The organism is Photobacterium sp. Alg240-V54 (assembly GCF_900537155.1).
GTDB lineage: Bacteria > Pseudomonadota > Gammaproteobacteria > Enterobacterales > Vibrionaceae > Photobacterium.
The window spans coordinates 1-19,270 of record NZ_UNRL01000013.1 but is presented as its reverse complement, the minus strand read 5'-3'; the positions used below and the strand labels follow the sequence as shown (position 1 = coordinate 19,270).

General features: G+C 41.7%; 17 protein-coding genes and 1 rRNA gene. 11 read left to right on the top strand and 7 right to left on the bottom strand.

The features are described 5' to 3' along the window. Window positions 1-31: 31 nt before the first annotated feature. The 9 genes from lpxD to G6R09_RS18675 all read left to right on the top strand — a co-directional run bounded on the left by lpxD (window position 32) and on the right by G6R09_RS18675 (window position 11,631). Window positions 32-1,060 carry a UDP-3-O-(3-hydroxymyristoyl)glucosamine N-acyltransferase gene (lpxD, locus tag G6R09_RS18715; RefSeq protein WP_163924001.1) on the top strand — a complete coding sequence of 343 codons (1,029 nt, stop codon included), beginning with the start codon at window positions 32-34 and terminating at the stop codon, window positions 1,058-1,060. A 90-nt stretch (window positions 1,061-1,150) separates the two neighbouring features. Then, window positions 1,151-1,606, top strand: a complete 456-nt coding sequence (gene fabZ / locus G6R09_RS18710; protein ID WP_060998748.1) for a 3-hydroxyacyl-ACP dehydratase FabZ — start codon at window positions 1,151-1,153, stop codon at window positions 1,604-1,606. Next, window positions 1,603-2,391 carry an acyl-ACP--UDP-N-acetylglucosamine O-acyltransferase gene (gene lpxA, locus G6R09_RS18705; protein WP_163923999.1) on the top strand — a complete coding sequence of 263 codons (789 nt, stop codon included), beginning with the start codon at window positions 1,603-1,605 and terminating at the stop codon, window positions 2,389-2,391. The genes fabZ and lpxA overlap by 4 nt, the downstream gene beginning before the upstream one ends. Next, window positions 2,391-3,533, top strand: coding sequence for a lipid-A-disaccharide synthase (gene lpxB, locus G6R09_RS18700; RefSeq protein WP_163923997.1), 1,143 nt, complete (start codon window positions 2,391-2,393; stop codon window positions 3,531-3,533). Before lpxA ends, lpxB begins: the two co-directional genes overlap by 1 nt. A gap of 5 nt (window positions 3,534-3,538) precedes the next feature. Continuing rightward, the gene (gene rnhB, locus G6R09_RS18695; protein ID WP_163923995.1) at window positions 3,539-4,150 is read left to right on the top strand and encodes a ribonuclease HII; all 612 of its coding nucleotides are present in this window, start codon (window positions 3,539-3,541) and stop codon (window positions 4,148-4,150) included. 120 nt (window positions 4,151-4,270) lie between these two features. Continuing rightward, on the top strand, window positions 4,271-7,750 hold the full coding sequence (gene dnaE / locus G6R09_RS18690) for a DNA polymerase III subunit alpha (RefSeq protein WP_163923993.1): 3,480 nt from the start codon (window positions 4,271-4,273) through the stop codon (window positions 7,748-7,750). 71 nt (window positions 7,751-7,821) lie between these two features. After that, window positions 7,822-8,781: an acetyl-CoA carboxylase carboxyl transferase subunit alpha gene (accA, locus tag G6R09_RS18685; protein ID WP_163923990.1), complete on the top strand. Its 960-nt coding sequence runs from the start codon at window positions 7,822-7,824 to the stop codon at window positions 8,779-8,781. 144 nt (window positions 8,782-8,925) lie between these two features. Further along, on the top strand, window positions 8,926-10,245 hold the full coding sequence (gene tilS / locus G6R09_RS18680; RefSeq protein WP_163923988.1) for a tRNA lysidine(34) synthetase TilS: 1,320 nt from the start codon (window positions 8,926-8,928) through the stop codon (window positions 10,243-10,245). Window positions 10,246-10,419: 174 nt separating this feature from the next. Then, the gene (locus G6R09_RS18675; protein ID WP_065167356.1) at window positions 10,420-11,631 is read left to right on the top strand and encodes an aromatic amino acid transport family protein; all 1,212 of its coding nucleotides are present in this window, start codon (window positions 10,420-10,422) and stop codon (window positions 11,629-11,631) included. A gap of 93 nt (window positions 11,632-11,724) precedes the next feature. Here the strand turns inward: G6R09_RS18675 and G6R09_RS18670 are convergent, their stop codons facing one another. From G6R09_RS18670 to metN, 7 genes are all read right to left on the bottom strand, one after another. Then, a complete protein-coding gene (locus G6R09_RS18670; RefSeq protein ID WP_065167357.1) occupies window positions 11,725-11,913 on the bottom strand; it encodes a DUF4250 domain-containing protein in 189 nt (62 codons plus the stop codon). 3 nt (window positions 11,914-11,916) lie between these two features. Further along, a complete protein-coding gene (locus G6R09_RS18665; protein ID WP_060998739.1) occupies window positions 11,917-12,120 on the bottom strand; it encodes a YaeP family protein in 204 nt (67 codons plus the stop codon). 185 nt (window positions 12,121-12,305) lie between these two features. Then, entirely contained in the window at window positions 12,306-14,021 is a 1,716-nt protein-coding gene (locus G6R09_RS18660) for a proline--tRNA ligase (RefSeq protein ID WP_163923986.1), read from the bottom strand. A gap of 126 nt (window positions 14,022-14,147) precedes the next feature. Continuing rightward, complete coding sequence (gene tsaA / locus G6R09_RS18655; protein ID WP_163923984.1) at window positions 14,148-14,849, bottom strand: tRNA (N6-threonylcarbamoyladenosine(37)-N6)-methyltransferase TrmO; 702 nt, start codon at window positions 14,847-14,849, stop codon at window positions 14,148-14,150. A gap of 103 nt (window positions 14,850-14,952) precedes the next feature. Beyond that, window positions 14,953-15,771 (bottom strand): MetQ/NlpA family lipoprotein, encoded by an 819-nt coding sequence (locus tag G6R09_RS18650; protein WP_163923982.1) that lies wholly within the window; start codon window positions 15,769-15,771, stop codon window positions 14,953-14,955. A gap of 61 nt (window positions 15,772-15,832) precedes the next feature. Continuing rightward, the gene (locus G6R09_RS18645) at window positions 15,833-16,519 is read right to left on the bottom strand and encodes a methionine ABC transporter permease (RefSeq protein ID WP_163923980.1); all 687 of its coding nucleotides are present in this window, start codon (window positions 16,517-16,519) and stop codon (window positions 15,833-15,835) included. Then, entirely contained in the window at window positions 16,509-17,543 is a 1,035-nt protein-coding gene (gene metN / locus G6R09_RS18640; protein WP_065167361.1) for a methionine ABC transporter ATP-binding protein MetN, read from the bottom strand. The genes G6R09_RS18645 and metN overlap by 11 nt, the downstream gene beginning before the upstream one ends. A gap of 291 nt (window positions 17,544-17,834) precedes the next feature. Here metN and gmhB point away from each other — a divergent pair, with 291 nt between their 5' ends. Beyond that, window positions 17,835-18,392: a D-glycero-beta-D-manno-heptose 1,7-bisphosphate 7-phosphatase gene (gene gmhB / locus G6R09_RS18635; RefSeq protein ID WP_065167362.1), complete on the top strand. Its 558-nt coding sequence runs from the start codon at window positions 17,835-17,837 to the stop codon at window positions 18,390-18,392. A gap of 644 nt (window positions 18,393-19,036) precedes the next feature. Beyond that, window positions 19,037-19,270, top strand: a 16S ribosomal RNA gene (locus tag G6R09_RS19875); the annotation flags it as partial.

Below are 19,270 nucleotides of genomic sequence, written 5' to 3'. Positions count from 1 at the left end.
GTGGCTGTTGTTACAAGAGAGATAAAATAATATGGCTGCAATAACGCTTGCTGAATTAGCAAATAAATTAGGTGCCGAGCTACGTGGCGATGGTAGTGTTGAAATTCACTCGATTGCATCGATGGGTAAAGCTGCTAGCGGGCAAATAACGTTCCTTTCTGATAGCAAGTACCGCCAACAGCTTATTGAGTGTCAAGCGGATGCAGTAATGCTACGAGAAGCGGATGTCGAGTTTTTCAACGGCAACATGTTAGTCGTAAAAGATCCTTACCTTAGTTATGCATTAGTGGCTCAACTACTTGATACAACCCCTGTTGCTGCAACGGATATTGCATCATCAGCGTATGTTGATTCAACGGCGACCTTGGGTAGTAATGTCGCTATTGGTCACAATGCAGTGATTGAAGCTGGCGTACAATTAGGCGATAACGTGCAGATTGGTGCTGGCTGTTTTATTGGTAAAAATGCGATTATTGGTGACAACACCAAGCTGTGGGCAAATGTCACTATTTACCATGATGTGGTATTGGGTTCACAGTGTTTAGTACAATCAAGTACCGTTATTGGTGCTGATGGTTTTGGCTATGCCAATGATAAAGGCGAATGGGTTAAGATCCCACAACTTGGTTCAGTTCGTATTGGTGACCGAGTAGAAATTGGTGCGTGTACAACCATTGACCGTGGTGCGCTAGAAGATACCATTATTGCTGATAACGTCATTATTGATAATCAGATGCAAATCGCGCATAACGTGCAGATCGGATATGGTACAGCCATGGCGGGTGGTACTATTGTTGCTGGTAGTACAACAATTGGTAAATATTGTATTATTGGTGGCGCATCTGTGCTTAATGGTCACATTAAGATTGCTGATGGCGTAACAATTACCGGTATGGGAATGGTGATGCGTAGTATTGAAGATAAAGGTATGTATTCTTCAGGTATTCCACTACAACCCAACAAAGAATGGCGTCGAACAGCAACTCGGGTTCATCGAATTGATGAAATGAATAAACGCCTAAAAGCAGTTGAAAAACAACTAGCAGCAAAAGGCGAATAATTTTCATCAACATTGATTGGCCTACCTTTGTGTAGGCCATTTTGCATTTTCATAGCATTTTTTACATGTTTTTAGAACAGGAATTTAGTTTTGACGACCGAAAATAAGACGTTAAACATCACCGAAATTCAGGAACTTCTTCCTCATCGTTACCCATTTCTTATGATTGATCGTGTTACCAATTATGATGAAGGTAAAACCCTAACTGCGATTAAAAATGTTTCAGTTAACGAACCACAGTTTACGGGTCACTTCCCTAAAATGCCGGTATTTCCTGGCGTGTTAATTTTAGAAGCGATGGCACAAGCGACCGGTTTATTAGCTTTTAAAACCTTTGGTGCTCCTGCTGAAAATGAGCTGTACTACTTTGCAAGTATTGATAAAGCAAAGTTTCGTAAGCCAGTAGTACCTGGTGATCAAATGATTCTAGAAGTTGAATTTATTAAAGAGCGTCGTGGTATTGCGCTATTTAATGGTATCGCTAAAGTTGACGGCGAGACGGTATGTTCAGCAGAACTTAAGTGTGCAAGACGAGTATTCTCATGATCCATGAAAGTGCAAAAATTCATCCATCTGCAGTGATTGAAGATGGGGTAATCATTGGCGCTAACGTCACTGTTGGCCCATTTACTTATATTGCAACAGGGGTTGAAATTGGTGAAGGCACTGAGGTGATGTCTCATGTTGTCATCAAAGGACCTACTGTTATCGGCAAAGATAATCGTATATTCCCGTTTGCGATTGTTGGTGAAGAGTGCCAAGACAAGAAGTTTAGTGGTGAAGCGACACGCTTAGAAATCGGCGATCGTAACGTGATCCGTGAAAGCGTGCAGATCCACCGTGGTACTACCCAAGATAAAGGCGTGACGATTGTGGGTAATGACAACCTGTTATGTGTGAATGCTCACATTGCGCATGATGTTGTTGTTGGTAATCACACTCATATTGGTAATAACTCTATTTTAGGTGGTCATGTTACCGTTGGTGATTACGCTGGCGTAATGGCATTATCAGCTATTCACCCATTCTGTACTGTCGGTGCTTATAGTTATATTGGTGGTTGTTCAGCGGTAGTGCAAGATGTGCCACCTTATGTATTAGCACAAGGTAATCATGCTAAACCGTTTGGGCTTAATATCGTCGGTTTGCAGCGTAATGGTTTTGAAAAACCAGAATTACACGCTATTCGTCGTGCCTACAAAGAGATTTATCGTTCAGGGAAAACATTGGCTGAAGTGAAGCCAGTACTTGCTGAAATGGCGAAAGATTGGCCAGCAGTGGCACGTTTCTCTGAAGTGCTTGATAACTCAGAACGCGGTATTATTCGCTAATGACGAAGCCTCTTCGAATAGCAATTGTCGCCGGAGAAATCTCCGGCGATATTTTAGGTGCCGGTTTTATTCAAGCGGTAAAAGCGCGTTACCCTGATGCAGAGTTTGTCGGCGTCGCTGGGCCTCGCATGCAAGCACAAGGCTGTGAAGCACTGTTTGATATGGAAGAGCTTGCCGTTATGGGGATCGTTGAGGTCCTTGGACGTTTGCCGCGGTTATTTAAAGTTAAAGCCGAATTAGTACAGCATTTTAGCGATAACCCGCCGGATGTGTTTGTCGGTATTGATGCGCCAGATTTTAACTTACGCTTAGAAAAAGATTTAAAAGATCGCGGTATTAAAACTGTGCATTATGTCAGTCCGTCAGTATGGGCATGGCGTCAAAAGCGGATCTTTAAAATTGAAGCGGCAACTAACCTAGTGCTGGCTTTTCTGCCATTTGAAAAAGCCTTTTACGATAAGTTTAATGTGCCTTGTCAGTTTGTCGGCCATACCATGGCTGATGCTATTCCACTTCAAACCGATCAAGTTGCAGCGCGTGAATTGCTTGGGTTAGATCCCACTAAGCGCTGGTTGGCGGTACTGCCTGGCAGCCGTGGTAGTGAAATGGCAATGCTTGCTGAGCCGTTTATTCAAACCTGTCAGCAACTTAAAGCAAAACACCCGGAATTAGGATTTGTGGTGGCGTTAGTGAATGAAAAACGTCGCGCTCAATTTGAACAAGCATGGCAACAAACAGCCCCGGAATTAGATTTTGTGTTAGTCGATGACACGGCCCGGAATGTGATGATAGCTGCTGATGCGGTGCTATTAGCCTCAGGTACGGTGGCATTAGAGTGCATGTTAGTGAAGCGTCCAATGGTGGTAGGCTATAAAGTGAAACCACTAACCGCTTGGATTGCTAAGCGAATGCTAAAAACTAAGTATGTATCATTGCCCAATATTATGGCTGATCGTCAATTAGTTACTGAGTTGCTGCAGGAAGATTGTACCCCTGAAAAGTTATTCCATGAAGTGGATAAAATTCTTTATGGTGACACCACAGCCTTGATGACTCAGTTTGAACAAATGCATAAAACTATTCGTTGTAATGCAGACGAGCAAGCGGCACAAGCAGTATTAGCATTAATCAATAAGGCATAGTTGTGATGGCTGAAAAGAAAGAATATCCTCCTTTTGAATATCCGCAAGCTGAGTGTATTGCGGGTGTTGATGAAGTGGGGCGTGGTCCATTAGTGGGTGCGGTGGTGACAGCTGCGGTAATTTTAGATCCCAATAACCCAATAGAAGGGTTAACGGATTCTAAAAAACTGACGGAGAAAAAACGTAATCTGCTGTTTGATGAAATTAAACAAAAAGCACTTTCGTGGTCTCTTGGTCGTTGTGAAGCCGATGAAATTGATCAGCTAAATATTTTACAAGCGACGATGGTTGCGATGCAGCGTGCTGTCGCGGGACTTGATATTCAGCCTGATTTTGTATTGATTGATGGCAACAAAACTCCTGTATTACCGATGGCTGCACAAGCCGTGGTAAAAGGCGATTTACGAGTGGCTGAAATCAGTGCAGCATCCATTATTGCTAAAGTGACTCGCGATCGTGAGATGGAAATCCTTGATGCTGAATTTCCACAGTATGGTTTTGCCAAGCATAAAGGTTATCCAACCAAAGCCCATTTTGCTGCTTTAGAACAATACGGTGCGATTGACCAGCATCGAAAAAGTTTTAAACCCGTTAAACGCGTACTGGGTCTTGATTAAGCCGCGGTGATTGAGTGATAAAAAGGCGAACCATTTGGTATCGCCTTTTTTTATACGACGAATTACGTCCCGATCGGGTATAATTTTTGTTAATTAAGTAATGTAATGAATTAGGTTGTCATGGCAGAACCACGTTTTATCCACCTTCGAGTTCATAGTGATTATTCAATGATCGATGGCTTGGCGAAAGTGAAACCTATCGTTAAGCGCGCAGCTGAACTTGGCATGCCAGCATTGGCTCTCACCGATTTCACTAACCTATGTGGTTTGGTGAAGTTTTATTTTGCTGCTCATGATGAGGGCATCAAGCCGATTATTGGTGCTGATTTTAAAGTACAAAGCCAAGAAATGGGCGATGAATTATTTGAACTCACCATTCTTGCTGCCAATAATGAGGGTTATAAAAACCTGACATTATTAATTTCAGAAGCGTATCAGCGTGGTCATGTTCAGCATCAACCTGTGATAGATAAAGAGTGGCTGATCAAACACCGTGAAGGATTAATTGTTTTATCCGGCGGTAGAGCAGGTGATGTTGGCCGTGCATTGCTTAAAGGTAATCAGCAGCTAACAGAGGCTTGTGTCGCTTTTTATCAAACCTATTTTCCTGACAGTTATTATTTAGAGTTGGTGCGTACTGGTCGTGCTGATGAAGATGCTTACCTTCATTTTGCGATTGAACTTGCCGAAAAATATGATTTGCCCGTGGTTGCTACCAATGATGTGCGCTTGCTTCGTGCTGACCAATTTGATGCCCATGAGATTCGAGTCGCCATTCATGATGGCTATACTATGGTCGATCCTAATCGACCTAAGCTTTATAGTGATCAGCAGTATTTACGCAGTGAAGATGAAATGTGTGAGCTGTTTGCTGATATTCCTGAAGCTTTGCAAAACTCAGTAGAAATCGCTAAACGGTGTAATGTCACAGTGCGTTTAGGGGAATACTTCCTACCGAACTTCCCAACGGGTGACATGAGCATTGAAGACTTCTTGATTGTTAAATCTAAACAAGGACTAGAAGAGCGTTTAGAATTTTTATTCCCAGATCCAGCAGTGCGTGCTCAGCGACGCCCTGAATATGATGAACGTCTTGATATCGAATTAAAAGTAGTTAACCAAATGGGTTTCCCTGGTTACTTCTTGATCGTAATGGAATTTATTCAATGGTCAAAAGATAACGATGTGCCAGTAGGGCCCGGTCGAGGTTCAGGTGCTGGTTCATTAGTGGCCTACGCGCTTAAAATCACCGATCTTGATCCGTTAGAATTTGACTTACTTTTCGAACGATTCTTGAACCCTGAACGTGTATCAATGCCCGATTTTGATATCGACTTTTGTATGGATAAACGCGATTTAGTTATCGATCACGTGGCAGAAATGTATGGTCGTGATGCGGTATCGCAGATCATTACCTTTGGTACTATGGCCGCTAAAGCGGTTATTCGTGATGTCGGTCGTGTGCTTGGACATCCGTATGGTTTTGTTGATCGCATTTCTAAATTAATTCCAGCAGAACCTGGAATGACATTGGAGAAAGCTTTTGAAGTTGAGCCTCAATTGGGCCAATCGTATGAAGCAGACGAAGAAATTCGTGATCTGATTGATATGTGTCGCATTCTTGAAGGTGTAACGCGTAACGCAGGTAAACATGCTGGTGGTGTGGTAATTTCACCAACGACGATCACTGATTTTGCGCCATTATATTGTGATGCGGAAGGTAATAACCCCGTCACTCAATTTGATAAAAATGATGTAGAAACCGCAGGCTTAGTGAAGTTCGACTTCTTAGGTTTACGGACACTCACCATTATTGATTGGGCGTTAGCAATGATCAACCCTCGCCGTATTGAGCAAGGGTTAGAGCCGGTTAATATTGCTGCAATTCCAATGGCGGATAAAAAGTCATTTGATATGTTGCAACGTTCTGAATCAACCGCGGTATTCCAGCTCGAATCCCGTGGTATGAAGGATTTGATCAAACGTCTACAACCCGATTGCTTTGAAGATATGATTGCCTTGGTGGCATTGTTCCGCCCAGGTCCATTGCAATCAGGCATGGTAGATAACTTTATCGACCGTAAGCATGGCCGTGAAGCGGTATCTTACCCCGATGAAAAATGGCAACATGAATCGTTAAAAGAAATTCTTGATCCCACTTACGGTATTATTCTGTATCAAGAACAGGTAATGCAGATCGCACAGGTACTAGCTGGCTACACCCTAGGTGGGGCCGATATGTTACGTCGTGCGATGGGTAAGAAAAAGCCATCAGAAATGGCGAAACAGCGCGCCGTATTTGAGCAAGGTGCTATCGATAACGGCGTCGATGGCGAATTGTCGATGAAGATCTTTGACTTGGTAGAGAAATTTGCCGGTTATGGTTTTAACAAATCGCACTCGGCTGCTTATGCGTTAGTGTCGTACCAAACATTGTGGTTAAAAGCCCATTATCCGGCTGAGTTTATGGCGGCGGTAATGACGGCTGATATGGATAATACCGATAAGATCATTAGCTTGGTTGATGAATGTCACCGCATGAAGCTAAAGCTGTTACCGCCAGATGTAAACAAAGGTCTATATCGATTTAATGTCGATGAAGATGGCGCAGTTGTTTATGGTATTGGTGCGGTAAAAGGTGTCGGTGAAGGCCCGATTGAAAATATCATTAGTGCCCGTGAAAAGGACGGCCACTTTAAAGATTTATTTGATTTCTGTGCCCGTATTGATACTAAAAAAGTCAATAAGCGTGTACTTGAAAAGTTAATTAAATCTGGCGCATTAGATCGTTTAGGTCCTAATCGCGCCGCAATGTTAGCGACATTAGATGATGCGATTAAAGCGGCCAGTCAATATCATCAGGCTGAAGCATTTGGTCAGGCTGATATGTTTGGTGTATTAACCGCAGCCCCTGAAGAAGTTGAGCATGCTTATGCTAATATTCCAGAAGCACCTGAAAGCGTTTGGCTTGAAGGTGAACGTGAAACATTAGGGTTATACTTAACCGGTCATCCGATTAATGCTTATATTTCTGAATTAAAGCATTACACCACCTGGCGTTTAAAAGATGCGCAGCAAACTGGGCGCGATAAAGTTGCCTCTGTGGCAGGATTGGTGATTGCTGCTCGCGTGATGACCACCAAGCGTGGTAGTCGCATTGGTTTAATGACATTAGATGATCGTTCGGGTCGTATGGAAGTGATGTTATTCACCGATGCTCTCGATCGTTACATTGATTTGCTTGAAAAAGACAAAATAGTGGTCGTATCTGGACAGGTCAGCTTTGATGATTTCAATGGTGGCCTTAGAATGTCAGCACGTGAAGTGCTCGATATTTCAGAAGCACGAGAAAAACATCTTCGTGGTGTTGCTATTTCAGTTACTGAAGAGCAAATTGACGAACAATTTTTTTCCCGTTTCAGCCAAGTGTTGGAACCGCATAGAGCAGGAACGGTTCCTGTTCATATGTATTATCAGCGCTCGAATGCTCGGGCCAAGTTTACCCTAGGAACAGAGTGGCGCGTAACGCCTGCCGATAAATTATTGTCGGACTTGAAAATGCTCTTAGGTGATAAACAGGTCGAGCTTGAGTTTAATTAAGTTAGCTTGTTATTTGTGGTAGGGTATAACCAAACCCTATCATAAAAATAAGCAAAAGGATTTTAAGTGGTATGAGCCTGAACTTCCTCGAGTTTGAACAACCGATTGCAGAATTAGAAGCAAAGATTGAAGCACTACGTGATGTATCTCGTCGTGATGAGTCTAACTCGGTTGATCTTGAAAAAGAAATTGAGCAACTAGAAAAGAAAAGCCTCGAATTAACTAAGAAAATCTTTGGTGATCTTGGTGCCTGGCAGGTTGCGCAACTCGCACGCCACCCTCAGCGCCCATATACTTTTGATTATGTCGAGCACATGTTCGAAGAGTTTGATGAATTAGCCGGTGATCGTGCTTTTGCTGACGATAAAGCGCTAGTTGGTGGTATTGCACGTATTGATGGTCGTCCAATTATGGTTATTGGTCATCAAAAAGGTCGTGGTACTACTGAAAAAGTGAAACGTAACTTTGGTATGCCAAAACCTGAAGGTTATCGTAAAGCGCTGCGCCTAATGAAAATGGCAGAGCGTTTTAAAATGCCGATTGTGACTTTTATTGATACCGCGGGTGCATACCCTGGTGTTGGTGCAGAAGAGCGCGGTCAATCAGAAGCGATTGCAGCTAACTTAAAAGCAATGGCAGGTCTTACAGTACCGGTTATTTGTAATGTGGTTGGTGAAGGCGGTTCTGGTGGTGCATTAGCGATTGGTGTCGGTGATTGCGTTAACATGTTGCAATACTCAACTTATTCCGTCATTTCACCGGAAGGTTGTGCATCAATTTTATGGCGTGATGCTGATAAAGCCCCACAAGCTGCTGAAGCGATGGGACTGACGGCTCCGCGTTTAAAAGAGCTTGAGCTAATCGATAATATTATCGAAGAACCATTGGGTGGCGCACACCGTAATGTGCCGCTAATGGCTAATACGCTAAAAGCGCAAATTAAAGCGACCCTAGAAGAATTAGATCAGCTTGATACTGAAGCATTACTTGAGCGTCGTTACCAACGTTTAATGAGTTACGGTTACTGTTAATCGCGATTTATTCTACGTCTAACAAAGGTCAGCATAAGTGCTGGCCTTTTTTTATATGTTTATGTTAGTCAATGCCGTTTGTTGGTATTGGTTAATTCGACTCTGATATAGACTAGATAGTCTGTTTGTTAAAGATATAAGCCAATGTTGTATTCTCATTTTTGTCATCAAATACTTGCCAATCCACCTGCAACTAAACGATTAGTGTTGGCATTAAGTGGCGGGTTAGATTCACGGGTCATGCTAGATTTATTGGCGCGTTTTATTGATCAACACCGTGATTATCGAGCTCATGCGGTATATGTCCATCATGGATTGAGTACTAATGCTGATACATGGGCGCAGCAATGTGTTACTTGGTCAATAGCAAGTGGTATTGGTTGTGATATTGAGCGAGTACAGTGTGACTTAGGCGCTGGGGCGAGTGTCGAACAAGCCGCTCGTGATGCCCGTTATCACGCGCTATCGCAGCATATTCAATGTGGTGATACATTGCTGACTGCGCAACATGCTGATGATCAAATTGAAACCGTATTATTAGCCTTAAAACGCGGTAGTGGCCCGGCAGGGTTAGCGGCAATGCCGGTGTTAACAACCTTTGCCTGTGGGCAGCATTTACGGCCATTACTCTCTGTTAGCCGCGCCGACATAGAAGCTTATGGTGCTCAACACCAGTTACAGTGGGTTGAAGATGAAAGTAATCAAGATCAACGTTATGATCGTAATTTTATTCGTCATCAAATAACTCCGTTGCTTAACGAACGCTGGCCAGGTATACGTAAAGCCGTTACTCGTAGTGCGCATTTATGTGGTGAGCAAGAGGGCTTATTAGAAGAGTTGCTAAGCTGTCAGTTACAACAAGCACGACAAGCTGATGGTAGTTTGCGAATTGCTGAAAATATCAGTGCTCGTTTGGGGATGGCATTGATTCGACAGTGGTTAAAACAACAAGCTGTGATTATGCCTTCACTGGCTCAGCTTGAACAAATTTGGTTTAACCTTGTGCAAGCAAAGGCGGATGCTAATCCACAAGTGTGTTGGCAGCAATATCAAGTACGTCGTTATCAACAGCAGTTGTATTTATTACAGCAATGGCCTGACATCAGTGATTGGCAGCAACCATTATACCTTAATCAAGACTGTCATTTGCCTCAAGAGCTTGGCGTGGTAACGCTAAAACAGACCGCCTCTGCAACCTTAAGACCTCCTTACACTAACGAAACAGTATCAGTGCGATTTGATTACTTAGGGCCGGAAATCAAGCCTCAAGGACGTAGTGGTAAGCGTAAGTTTAAAAAATTGCTGCAAGAATATAAGGTACCGAGTTGGTTACGTCGTCGTACACCAATGCTATTTTATGGTGAGCAATTAGTCGCAGTAGCAGGGGTGTTTGTGGTGGCAGAGTTTGTTGCTACGACTTCGACAACAACCACAAAAGTCGAGTTTGAATGGTTACGGGCATAAACGTTGAGTTATTTGTCCTAAAACAATTATTAATTCGCATATGTTAAACTTATTAACATATGCGATTGTTTAATAAATATTTATTCAGATAGATATTCTTTTGTTGCTTAAATGGCCGATGCATATTATCGTACTAGTTCACTGATACGATGTAATGGCGAGAAAGGATAGATTATGAGTAAACCATCGACACTTGGAGGTGCATGCATTATTGCTAGTGTGTGCGTAGGCGCAGGAATGCTTGGGTTACCAAGTGCTGGTGCTGGCGCATGGACATTATGGACGGTACTTGCGATCTCAGTAACGATGGTGATGATGACGTTATCTGGATGGTTATTACTTGAAGCATTAAAGCATTATGAGTTTAAGGTATCGTTTAACACCATTACAAAAGATGTGCTTAAAGGCAAAGTCAATGCGATCAATAATTTATCGCTGTATTTTGTCGGTGGTATTTTACTTTATGCCTATATTTCGTCATCAGGTATGATTTTTGGCGGTTTACTTGATATTAACCCCAAACTCGCTTCGGTATTATTTGTCATTGCTTCTTCTGTGTTTGTGCTTCACTCAACCCGTGCTGTTGATCGGATCTCGATTTTACTGATTTTATTTATGATTATCAGTTTTGTGATTGGTATTTCAGGGCTTGCAGCTAATATCCAATTGCCGACTTTACTTGATAGTATTGATTCACAAGCAGATCTTTCTCCTTATGCACTTGCGATCCTGCCTGTGGCATTAACTTCTTTTGGTTATCATCATTCCGTAAGTACCATGCGTGATTATTACCGCGATGAAAACCGTGCTAAAAATGCTATTTTAGGTGGAACACTTATTGCTTTAACATTTTATGTGATTTGGGTGATATGTATTTTTGGTAATTTACCCCGCACGCAATTTGGACCGATTGTTGCAGCTGGTGGTAGTGTCGATGCGTTAATGACAGCATTGGGTGGAGTGGTGAACTCTAACAGCGTTAAACAGGCACTTAATATTTTCTCAATTGCCGCGGTAGTATCATCGTTTATCGGAGTAGGGCTCGGTGTATTTGATTACTTGGCTGATTTATTTGGCTTTGAAGATACCAACCAAGGCCGTTTTAAAGCTTGGGGAGTAACTTTTATTCCGCCATTAGTCTTTTCATTATTTGCCCCATTTGGTTTTGTGGCTGCAATTGGCTTAGCTGGTGCTGCCGCAACTATCTGGACCTGTATTATTCCCGCATTATTGGCTAAAAAATTACGCCAACGTCAGCCTGAACGACAAGGTTTTGTCGTACCCGGAGGCAATGTCACGGTGTATGCAGTAATAATCTTTGGAGTATTAACTGCGTGTTTCCATTTATTAGCGATGGCTGATGTATTGCCGATATTCAAAGGCTAATTGAGGCGTTACACCAAATAGATGTTATTTAATAAGTATAAAAAACGGCACTGATGAGTGCCGTTTTTTTTATTTGATGCTTATAAGTCAGTGTTAACGAAATTGCTGCACTTCTGGTAAGAAATCAAATCCGCCAGTGGCTAATTTTGCAATCAGTTGCTCACGGTTGATATCAAAAAATTTTACCAGATTATCAAGGCTATTAAATTCATCACGAATCTTCATATTGACAATACTCATCAACATTACAGTGTCCATGGTTTCAAATTTTGATAAATCCATCTATTAATCCTCGTGATCACTGATCAGTAAGTTGGCTGCCGCAAAAGCCGCTTGCTCTCGCACTGTGAGTGGTAACTCAGTATTAGCAGCAATATCATCCAAGGTTTTAATTGCGCACTTGATAGCGGTTGGAATATAGCCTTGATCACCACTGCCAATTTGAGAGTAAGTAACGCGAATTAACTCGCAACATTGATAAACTTGCATGGTCTTTCCTTTGCTAAAAATATTCACCTAACATCACAATAAAATGATCTTAGGTGAAGATATTTATGTTGTTACTGAGTTGAATATTATCATAGCAGCACAACAGATAAAAAATGTTTGTGATAATTTAGCCATAAAAAAAGCTGCCTAAAATTGGCAGCTTTTTAAAATCATATGGTTGTTAATTAAGCCATTTTTTGCTTAAGAAAGTCCATAACATCAGCAGCCATAACTGCTTCTTTAGTGCCAGTACGACGGTTCTTATATTCCATCTCACCGTTTTCAAGGCTTCGATCACCAATCACGATAGTGTGTGGAATACCGATCAGTTCCATATCAGAGAACATGACGCCTGGACGCTCTTTACGATCATCAAATAAGACTTCAACGCCCATTGCAGTAAGATCAGCATATAGCTTCTCAGCTGCTTCTTGAACGCGCTCTGATTTGTGCATGTTCATTGGTACGATAGCCACTTGGAAAGGCGCTAGTGCGTCAGGCCAGATGATGCCGTATTTGTCGTTGTTTTGCTCGATAGCTGATGCCACAACGCGTGATACACCGATACCGTAACAACCCATTTCTAGAATTGAATTCTTACCGTTTGAATCAAGGACGCTACAGTTCATCTTATCAGAGTAAGTGGTACCTAACTGGAAGATGTGACCGACTTCAATACCACGTTTTAGCATCAAGACACCTTGACCACATGGGCTTGGATCGCCTTCTACTACATTACGTAGATCATCAACACGGCCAAGTTCAACGTCACGACCCCAGTTGATACCGATGTTGTGTTTACCGTCGATGTTAGCACCGGCAGCAAAGTCACTCATAACCGCAACACTGTGATCAACGATAAATGGTAATGCAAGGCCAACAGGGCCTAGAGAACCCGCACCCGCGCCAACAAGTTCACGCATTTGTTCTTCAGTTGCCATTTCTAATGGAGACGCAACTTCAGCAAGGTTTTCTGCTTTGATTTCGTTAAGCTCGTGATCACCACGAATGATCAATGCCACGATAGGAGCATCGATGTCATCAGACGCTTTAACAAATAGTGTCTTAACTGTTTTCTCGATAGCAATACCGTGTTGTTCAACCAGTTCTGCAATAGTTTTCGCATTTGGTGTATCAATCACTGTCATTGCTTGTGTTGGCTGTGCGCGCTCAACAGCAGGTGCAATAGCTTCTGCTTTTTCGATGTTAGCAGCGTAATCAGATTCAGTAGAGAATGCGATTAAGTCTTCACCACTTTCTGCAAGTACGTGGAACTCTTGTGAGCCATTACCACCGATTGCGCCTGAGTCTGCCAATACTGGACGGTACTCAAGACCCATACGGTCAAAGGCTTTACAGTAAGCGGCATGCATTGTATCAAAAGACTTTTGTAAACCGTCTTTATCGATATCAAAGCTGTAAGCATCCATCATGCAGAATTCACGTGCACGCATTACGCCAAAGCGAGGGCGACGCTCATCACGGAATTTTGTTTGAATTTGGTAAAGGTTCAGCGGCAGTTGCTTATAAGAGCTTACTTCGTTACGTACAAGGCTAGTGATAACCTCTTCTGCCGTAGGGCTAAGTACAAACGGACGCATATGACGGTCAGTAAAGCGAAGTAGTTCAGGACCCATTTTTTCAGAGCGGCCTGTCTCTTCCCATAGTTCAAACGGCTGAACAACGGGCATCAAAGTTTCGATTGCGCCTGCATTATCGATTTCTTGGCGAACGATGTTTTCGACTTTACGCAGCACACGTAGACCGGTAGGTAGCCAGGTATATAAACCTGAAGCCAACTTACGGATCATACCTGCACGTAGCATTAGTTGATGACTAATGACTTCTGCGTCGTTTGGCGTCTCCTTCAGGGTAGAAAGAAGATATTTACTGGTACGCATTGATGGTATCCGTTATTGATAAAAGGAAAGAGAAGGAACTGATGTTCCACCCGTCAGTTTGATGACGATAGCCTGCTATATTACCAGCCTCGGCGCTATTCGCCAAAGATAACTGTGTTGAATCGATTATTGAACAAGGGTATCGATACTCACGACAGTAATGATCGGTTCTGCAACTGTAAACTGAACATTAAAATCAAATAAGTTTACCGCATAGAGCTTGCTGTCTGGTTTGCCTTTTTTATACGCAGGACGTGGATCTTGCGCGAGTACTTCAGTAATAACTGCTCGATGATAGTCAGCATGTTTACCAACTAATTGTTGCAATGCTGGTGGTGAAAAGTGCACTTCCAGTGTCGCAGGTTGGCTAGTCGCAAAGCCACCTAATGCTTTAGGTAAACTGTCGGAATAGGGAATATAAGGTTTAATATCAATAATTGGCGTGCCATCAACCAAATCGGCACCTGCAATATCAATAATGACTTGGCCATTACAATGACGAACGCCTTGTAATTTAACCGCCGACATACCAATGCCATTAGGACGAAAAGTCGCACGGCTAGCAAATACACCAATGCGCTCATTGCCTCCAAGTCGAGGAGGACGAACTGTCGGTCGCCAACCAGCCTCTAAGTTTTGGTCAAACAAAAATAATAGCCACACATGACTAAATTGTTCAATACCGCGTACTGCATCTAATGAGTTAGCCTGATCGTGTAAAATCACTTCACAGCGAGCACTAGGCACTAATCCTGGCTGGCGAGGAACGGCGAATTTTTCTTTATAAGGAGAGTGAACAATACCGATAGGTTCAATGCTATAAGCCATCAAATTAAGCCAATTATAAGCTGAAAGTAATTTGATAATATAACATAAAAAAAGAGCAGGCGATGAAGCCTGCTCTTGATGGAGATTGTATTAATTGGCGAGATTACCAGCCTTTAACCGCTCCGCCATTGAAGATGGTTTGGGCTGAATTATAGACATCGTCTGATTGGTAAGCTTGAATGAACTTTTGAACATTTTCAGCTTTGACGTTATCTTCACGCGCTACAATGATATTGACATAAGGTGATTGCTTATCTTCAACAAACACGCCATCTTTTTCTGGCGTAAGGTTTAGACTACTCGCATATGTGGTATTAATAATCGCTAAAGCAACATCATCTAATGAACGCGGTAGTTGCGCAGCTTCTAATTCAACGATTTTGAGGTTTTTAGGATTGCTAACAATATCCAATACCGTTGCAGTCAAACCCGTATCAGGTTTGAGAGTAATTAAACCTTGTTGCTGTAATAATAATAATGAACGGCCAAGGTTAGTCGGATCATTAGGAACCGAAATCTGATCGCCATCTTTTAATTCATCAACCGATGTAATCTTATTTGAGTAGCCAGCAATAGGGTAAACGAAAGTATTACCCGCGATCGCAAATTTATAACCACGATCTTTAATTTGCTGTTCTAGATAAGGTTTGTGCTGAAAGGCGTTAGCATCAATTGAACCTTCAGCTAAGGCTGCATTGGGTGATACGTAATCAGTAAAGGTGACTAATTCAACATCAAGTCCATATTTATCTTTGGCTTGTTTCGCTGCAACTTCTGCAACTTGCTCTTCTGCGCCAGCCATCACGCCAATTTTTACTTTATTGTTATCGACAACAGCTGTTTCTTGGTCACTACAACCTGCGAGTGTGACAGCAGCAGCAACGCCTGCAATGGCAAAAAGATGTTTAAGATTGAACGCCATAGTATTTCTCCTTAAATGGGCTTTCCCTAATTGTATAAATGATAAATAACAGCTTGAGTTATTAGCGGTGATCAACACGTTTTACTAAGTGATCACCAATAGATTGAATCAGTTGTACTAAAATAACTAACATAATAACGGTGATGGCCATAACCGTACCGTCAAAACGTTGGTAGCCATAACGAATACCGACATCGCCTAAACCGCCACCGCCAACAGTCCCCGCCATTGCCGAATAACTAATTAAAGTAACTAAGGTAATAGTGACAGCATTAATAATGCCCGGCAGCGCTTCAGGCAACAGCACTTTGATAATGATTTGAATTGGGGTTGCGCCCATTGCCTGTGCAGCCTCAATGAGTCCAGCCGGAATTTCCAGTAATGCACTTTCCACTAAACGAGCAATAAAAGGAATTGCGCCGACAGTAAGTGGCACAATCGCTGCAGCAGTACCAATTGAACTGCCAACCACAAATCGAGTAAAAGGAATAATCGCAACTAATAAAATAATAAAAGGGATTGAACGGCCGATATTAACCACAATACCAAGTATTTTATTTAAGACAGGGTTTTGCCATAAACCGTTTTTCTTGGTGAGGTGAAGGGCAACACCGAGTGGAATTCCAATAATAAAACCAATCAGACCCGCAACAAACACCATCGTCAATGTTTGTCCTAGTGCATCAATAAGTAATTCAGTTAGGCGCTGATTGCTCTGCCACCATGTTGTTATTGAATCAAGCGACATAACCTAGCACCTCAACCTGTAATTTATGATCACGTAAAAAAGAAATAGCATCATCAATAGCAGTTTGAGTGCCAAAGAACTCAGCCAGCATCAGACCAAATTTGACACCACCGGCATAATCCATATTTGAACTGAGAATGCTGATGTCGAGATTAAACTCACGTGCTACCTGACTAATTAAAGGTGCGTCAACAGAGTCTCCGGTAAATTCAAGTCGAATTAAGGGATAACTGCCTTTTACAGGGGTTGAAGTCATGCGTGATTGGTAATCTTCTGGGATCGACAAATCTAAGGTTGAGCGAATAAACGCTTTTGCTAGCGCGGTTTTAGGATGAGCAAAAATATCACCCACTAAACCTTGTTCAACTAGCTCACCATCACCGATGATCGCAACTTGATGACAAATACCTTTAACGACATCCATTTCATGAGTGATCAATAAAATGGTTAGATTAAGTTGCTGATTAATTTTACGTAACAAAGCTAATATTGATTGAGTTGTTGCAGGATCAAGCGCGCTGGTGGCTTCATCACACAATAAAACTTTAGGATCAGAGGCTAAAGCACGAGCAATGGCTACTCGCTGCTTTTGACCACCACTTAAATTTGAAGGGTAACTATTACGTTTATCTTCTAAACCTACTAGCGATAGTAATTCTGTTACTTTGGTATTAATTGCGTGAGCTGACACGCCCGCAAGTTCTAATGGCAAAGCAATATTGGCAAATACAGTCCGTGATGACAGTAAATTAAAATGCTGGAAAATCATGCCAATTTTGCGGCGAGCCAAAGTCAATTCATTTGATGATAGCTGTGTTAAATCAATACCATCGACAACGACATTACCTGAGGTCGGTTTTTCTAATAAATTCACACAGCGGATCAGGGTACTTTTTCCTGCGCCAGATGAACCAATCACCCCGAAAATCGTTCCTTGTTCAATCGTAAGGTTAATATCTTTTAGCGCATTAATCGCTTTCTCACCTTGATAGAACACCTTATTTACTTGTTTTATTTCTATCATTGAACTTCCTGATTCTTAGATGAAATGATTATATGACAGTGATGCTATATTGCATTAGTTGTTAATTATTGGTTATTGTAGTTAAATCATCTTAACTGCTGTTAACCTGATGCTATGGCTAATCGGTTTTTAAGTCAATAGCTATTTTTACGTCTAGACGTCTAAATGGTTGTTGGCATTTATAATAGTATTGGTAATATCGTGATCATCTCTGTGAATGTGATAACTAATACTTTTCGCTGCCAACTCGTGACATAATCACCACAATATCTACTTGTTGAGGGCTTTCTTGTGGCCAAACCTGCTGTCTTTATTGATCGTGATGGCGTAATAAATGTCGATCATGGCTATGTACATACTGTTGATGATTTTGAATACATTGATGGTGTTTTTGGTGCATGTAAAAAATTCAAAGAAATGGGTTATTTACTTGTTTTAGTTACCAATCAATCAGGTATTGCTCGTGGCATGTTCACCGAAGATGAGTTTATTAGCCTAACTGAGTGGATGGATTGGAATTTCGAAGATCAAGGTGTTGAATTGGATGGTATTTACTATTGCCCACACCATGCAACAGAGGGTAAAGGTGAATATCTACAAGATTGTGATTGTCGTAAACCAAATCCAGGTATGTTGATATCAGCGCAAAGCTATTTAGATATTGATATGTCAAAATCAGTGATGATTGGTGATAAAGCGGACGACATGAAAGCGGCAATCGCGGCTGATGTTGCTTTCAAAGTATTAGTACGTACAGGTAAAGCTATTACTGAAGAAGGTGAAGCTTTAGCAGATGTTGTTTTAGACAGTGTTAAAAATGTACCTACATGGTTAGCTGAAAACGCATAATCATAATCAGAAAGAGCAATCGTTTAGCGACTGCTCTTTCTGAGTATTGATTTATTATTGTTGTGATAGTTTTTATTTGTGATCGCATAATACCTTCTATACCTTCTATACCTTCTATACCTTCTATACCTTCTATACCTTCTATACCTTCTATACCTTCTATACCTTCTATTTATATATCTAAAACACAGATTTTAAATTGTGTAGCGACTAATAATGGCAATGTATAGACAGAACCCATATAGCAATAGCTTTATTGTGCTTAAAAAATAGATGAAAAATTGTAGGTAGATTAAAAAAAAAGCAGTTGATTGCTTGGGGGTAAAAAAACTATTGTCAGCCAATAAAATCTCCCTATAATGCGACCTCACTGACACGGACAACGGCGCAAGCGGTTACCGAAAGTCAGGATGTTCTTTAACAATTTGACCATGCAATCTGTGTGGGCACTCGTTGAATAGTTAAGTCGAAAGATTTATCAATGAACTGAGTGACCAATACAAATAACTACGGTTATTTGGCACAGTCAATTCATTATCGTTCTCTTCTCTATATGAAAAGAACAACGATAATAGCTTTAAAATTACTAAGGTAGTTTTGAAGTCAGTATTCATTGAGCCGTTTCGAAAGAAACAACAAAACTTTAATTGAAGAGTTTGATCATGGCTCAGATTGAACGCTGGCGGCAGGCCTAACACATGCAAGTCGAGCGGTAACAGATTGATAGCTTGCTATCAATGCTGACGAGCGGCGGACGGGTGAGTAATGCCTGGGAATATACCCTGATGTGGGGGATAACTATTGGAAACGATAGCTAATACCGCCTAATCTCCGATCTTTTACGAGATGGGAGCAAAGAGGGGGACCGTGCGGCCTCC

Coding starts and splice junctions, on each gene's coding strand:
- metN (WP_065167361.1), bottom strand. CDS start 17,543: ATGATAGAAATAAAACAAGTAAATAAGGTGTTCTATCAAGGTGAGAAA.
- accA (WP_163923990.1), top strand. CDS start 7,822: ATGAGCCTGAACTTCCTCGAGTTTGAACAACCGATTGCAGAATTAGAA.
- G6R09_RS18650 (WP_163923982.1), bottom strand. CDS start 15,771: ATGGCGTTCAATCTTAAACATCTTTTTGCCATTGCAGGCGTTGCTGCT.
- lpxB (WP_163923997.1), top strand. CDS start 2,391: ATGACGAAGCCTCTTCGAATAGCAATTGTCGCCGGAGAAATCTCCGGC.
- G6R09_RS18665 (WP_060998739.1), bottom strand. CDS start 12,120: ATGCAAGTTTATCAATGTTGCGAGTTAATTCGCGTTACTTACTCTCAA.
- G6R09_RS18645 (WP_163923980.1), bottom strand. CDS start 16,519: ATGTCGCTTGATTCAATAACAACATGGTGGCAGAGCAATCAGCGCCTA.
- rnhB (WP_163923995.1), top strand. CDS start 3,539: ATGGCTGAAAAGAAAGAATATCCTCCTTTTGAATATCCGCAAGCTGAG.
- dnaE (WP_163923993.1), top strand. CDS start 4,271: ATGGCAGAACCACGTTTTATCCACCTTCGAGTTCATAGTGATTATTCA.
- G6R09_RS18675 (WP_065167356.1), top strand. CDS start 10,420: ATGAGTAAACCATCGACACTTGGAGGTGCATGCATTATTGCTAGTGTG.
- G6R09_RS18660 (WP_163923986.1), bottom strand. CDS start 14,021: ATGCGTACCAGTAAATATCTTCTTTCTACCCTGAAGGAGACGCCAAAC.
- G6R09_RS18670 (WP_065167357.1), bottom strand. CDS start 11,913: ATGGATTTATCAAAATTTGAAACCATGGACACTGTAATGTTGATGAGT.
- lpxD (WP_163924001.1), top strand. CDS start 32: ATGGCTGCAATAACGCTTGCTGAATTAGCAAATAAATTAGGTGCCGAG.
- tilS (WP_163923988.1), top strand. CDS start 8,926: ATGTTGTATTCTCATTTTTGTCATCAAATACTTGCCAATCCACCTGCA.
- lpxA (WP_163923999.1), top strand. CDS start 1,603: ATGATCCATGAAAGTGCAAAAATTCATCCATCTGCAGTGATTGAAGAT.
- tsaA (WP_163923984.1), bottom strand. CDS start 14,849: ATGGCTTATAGCATTGAACCTATCGGTATTGTTCACTCTCCTTATAAA.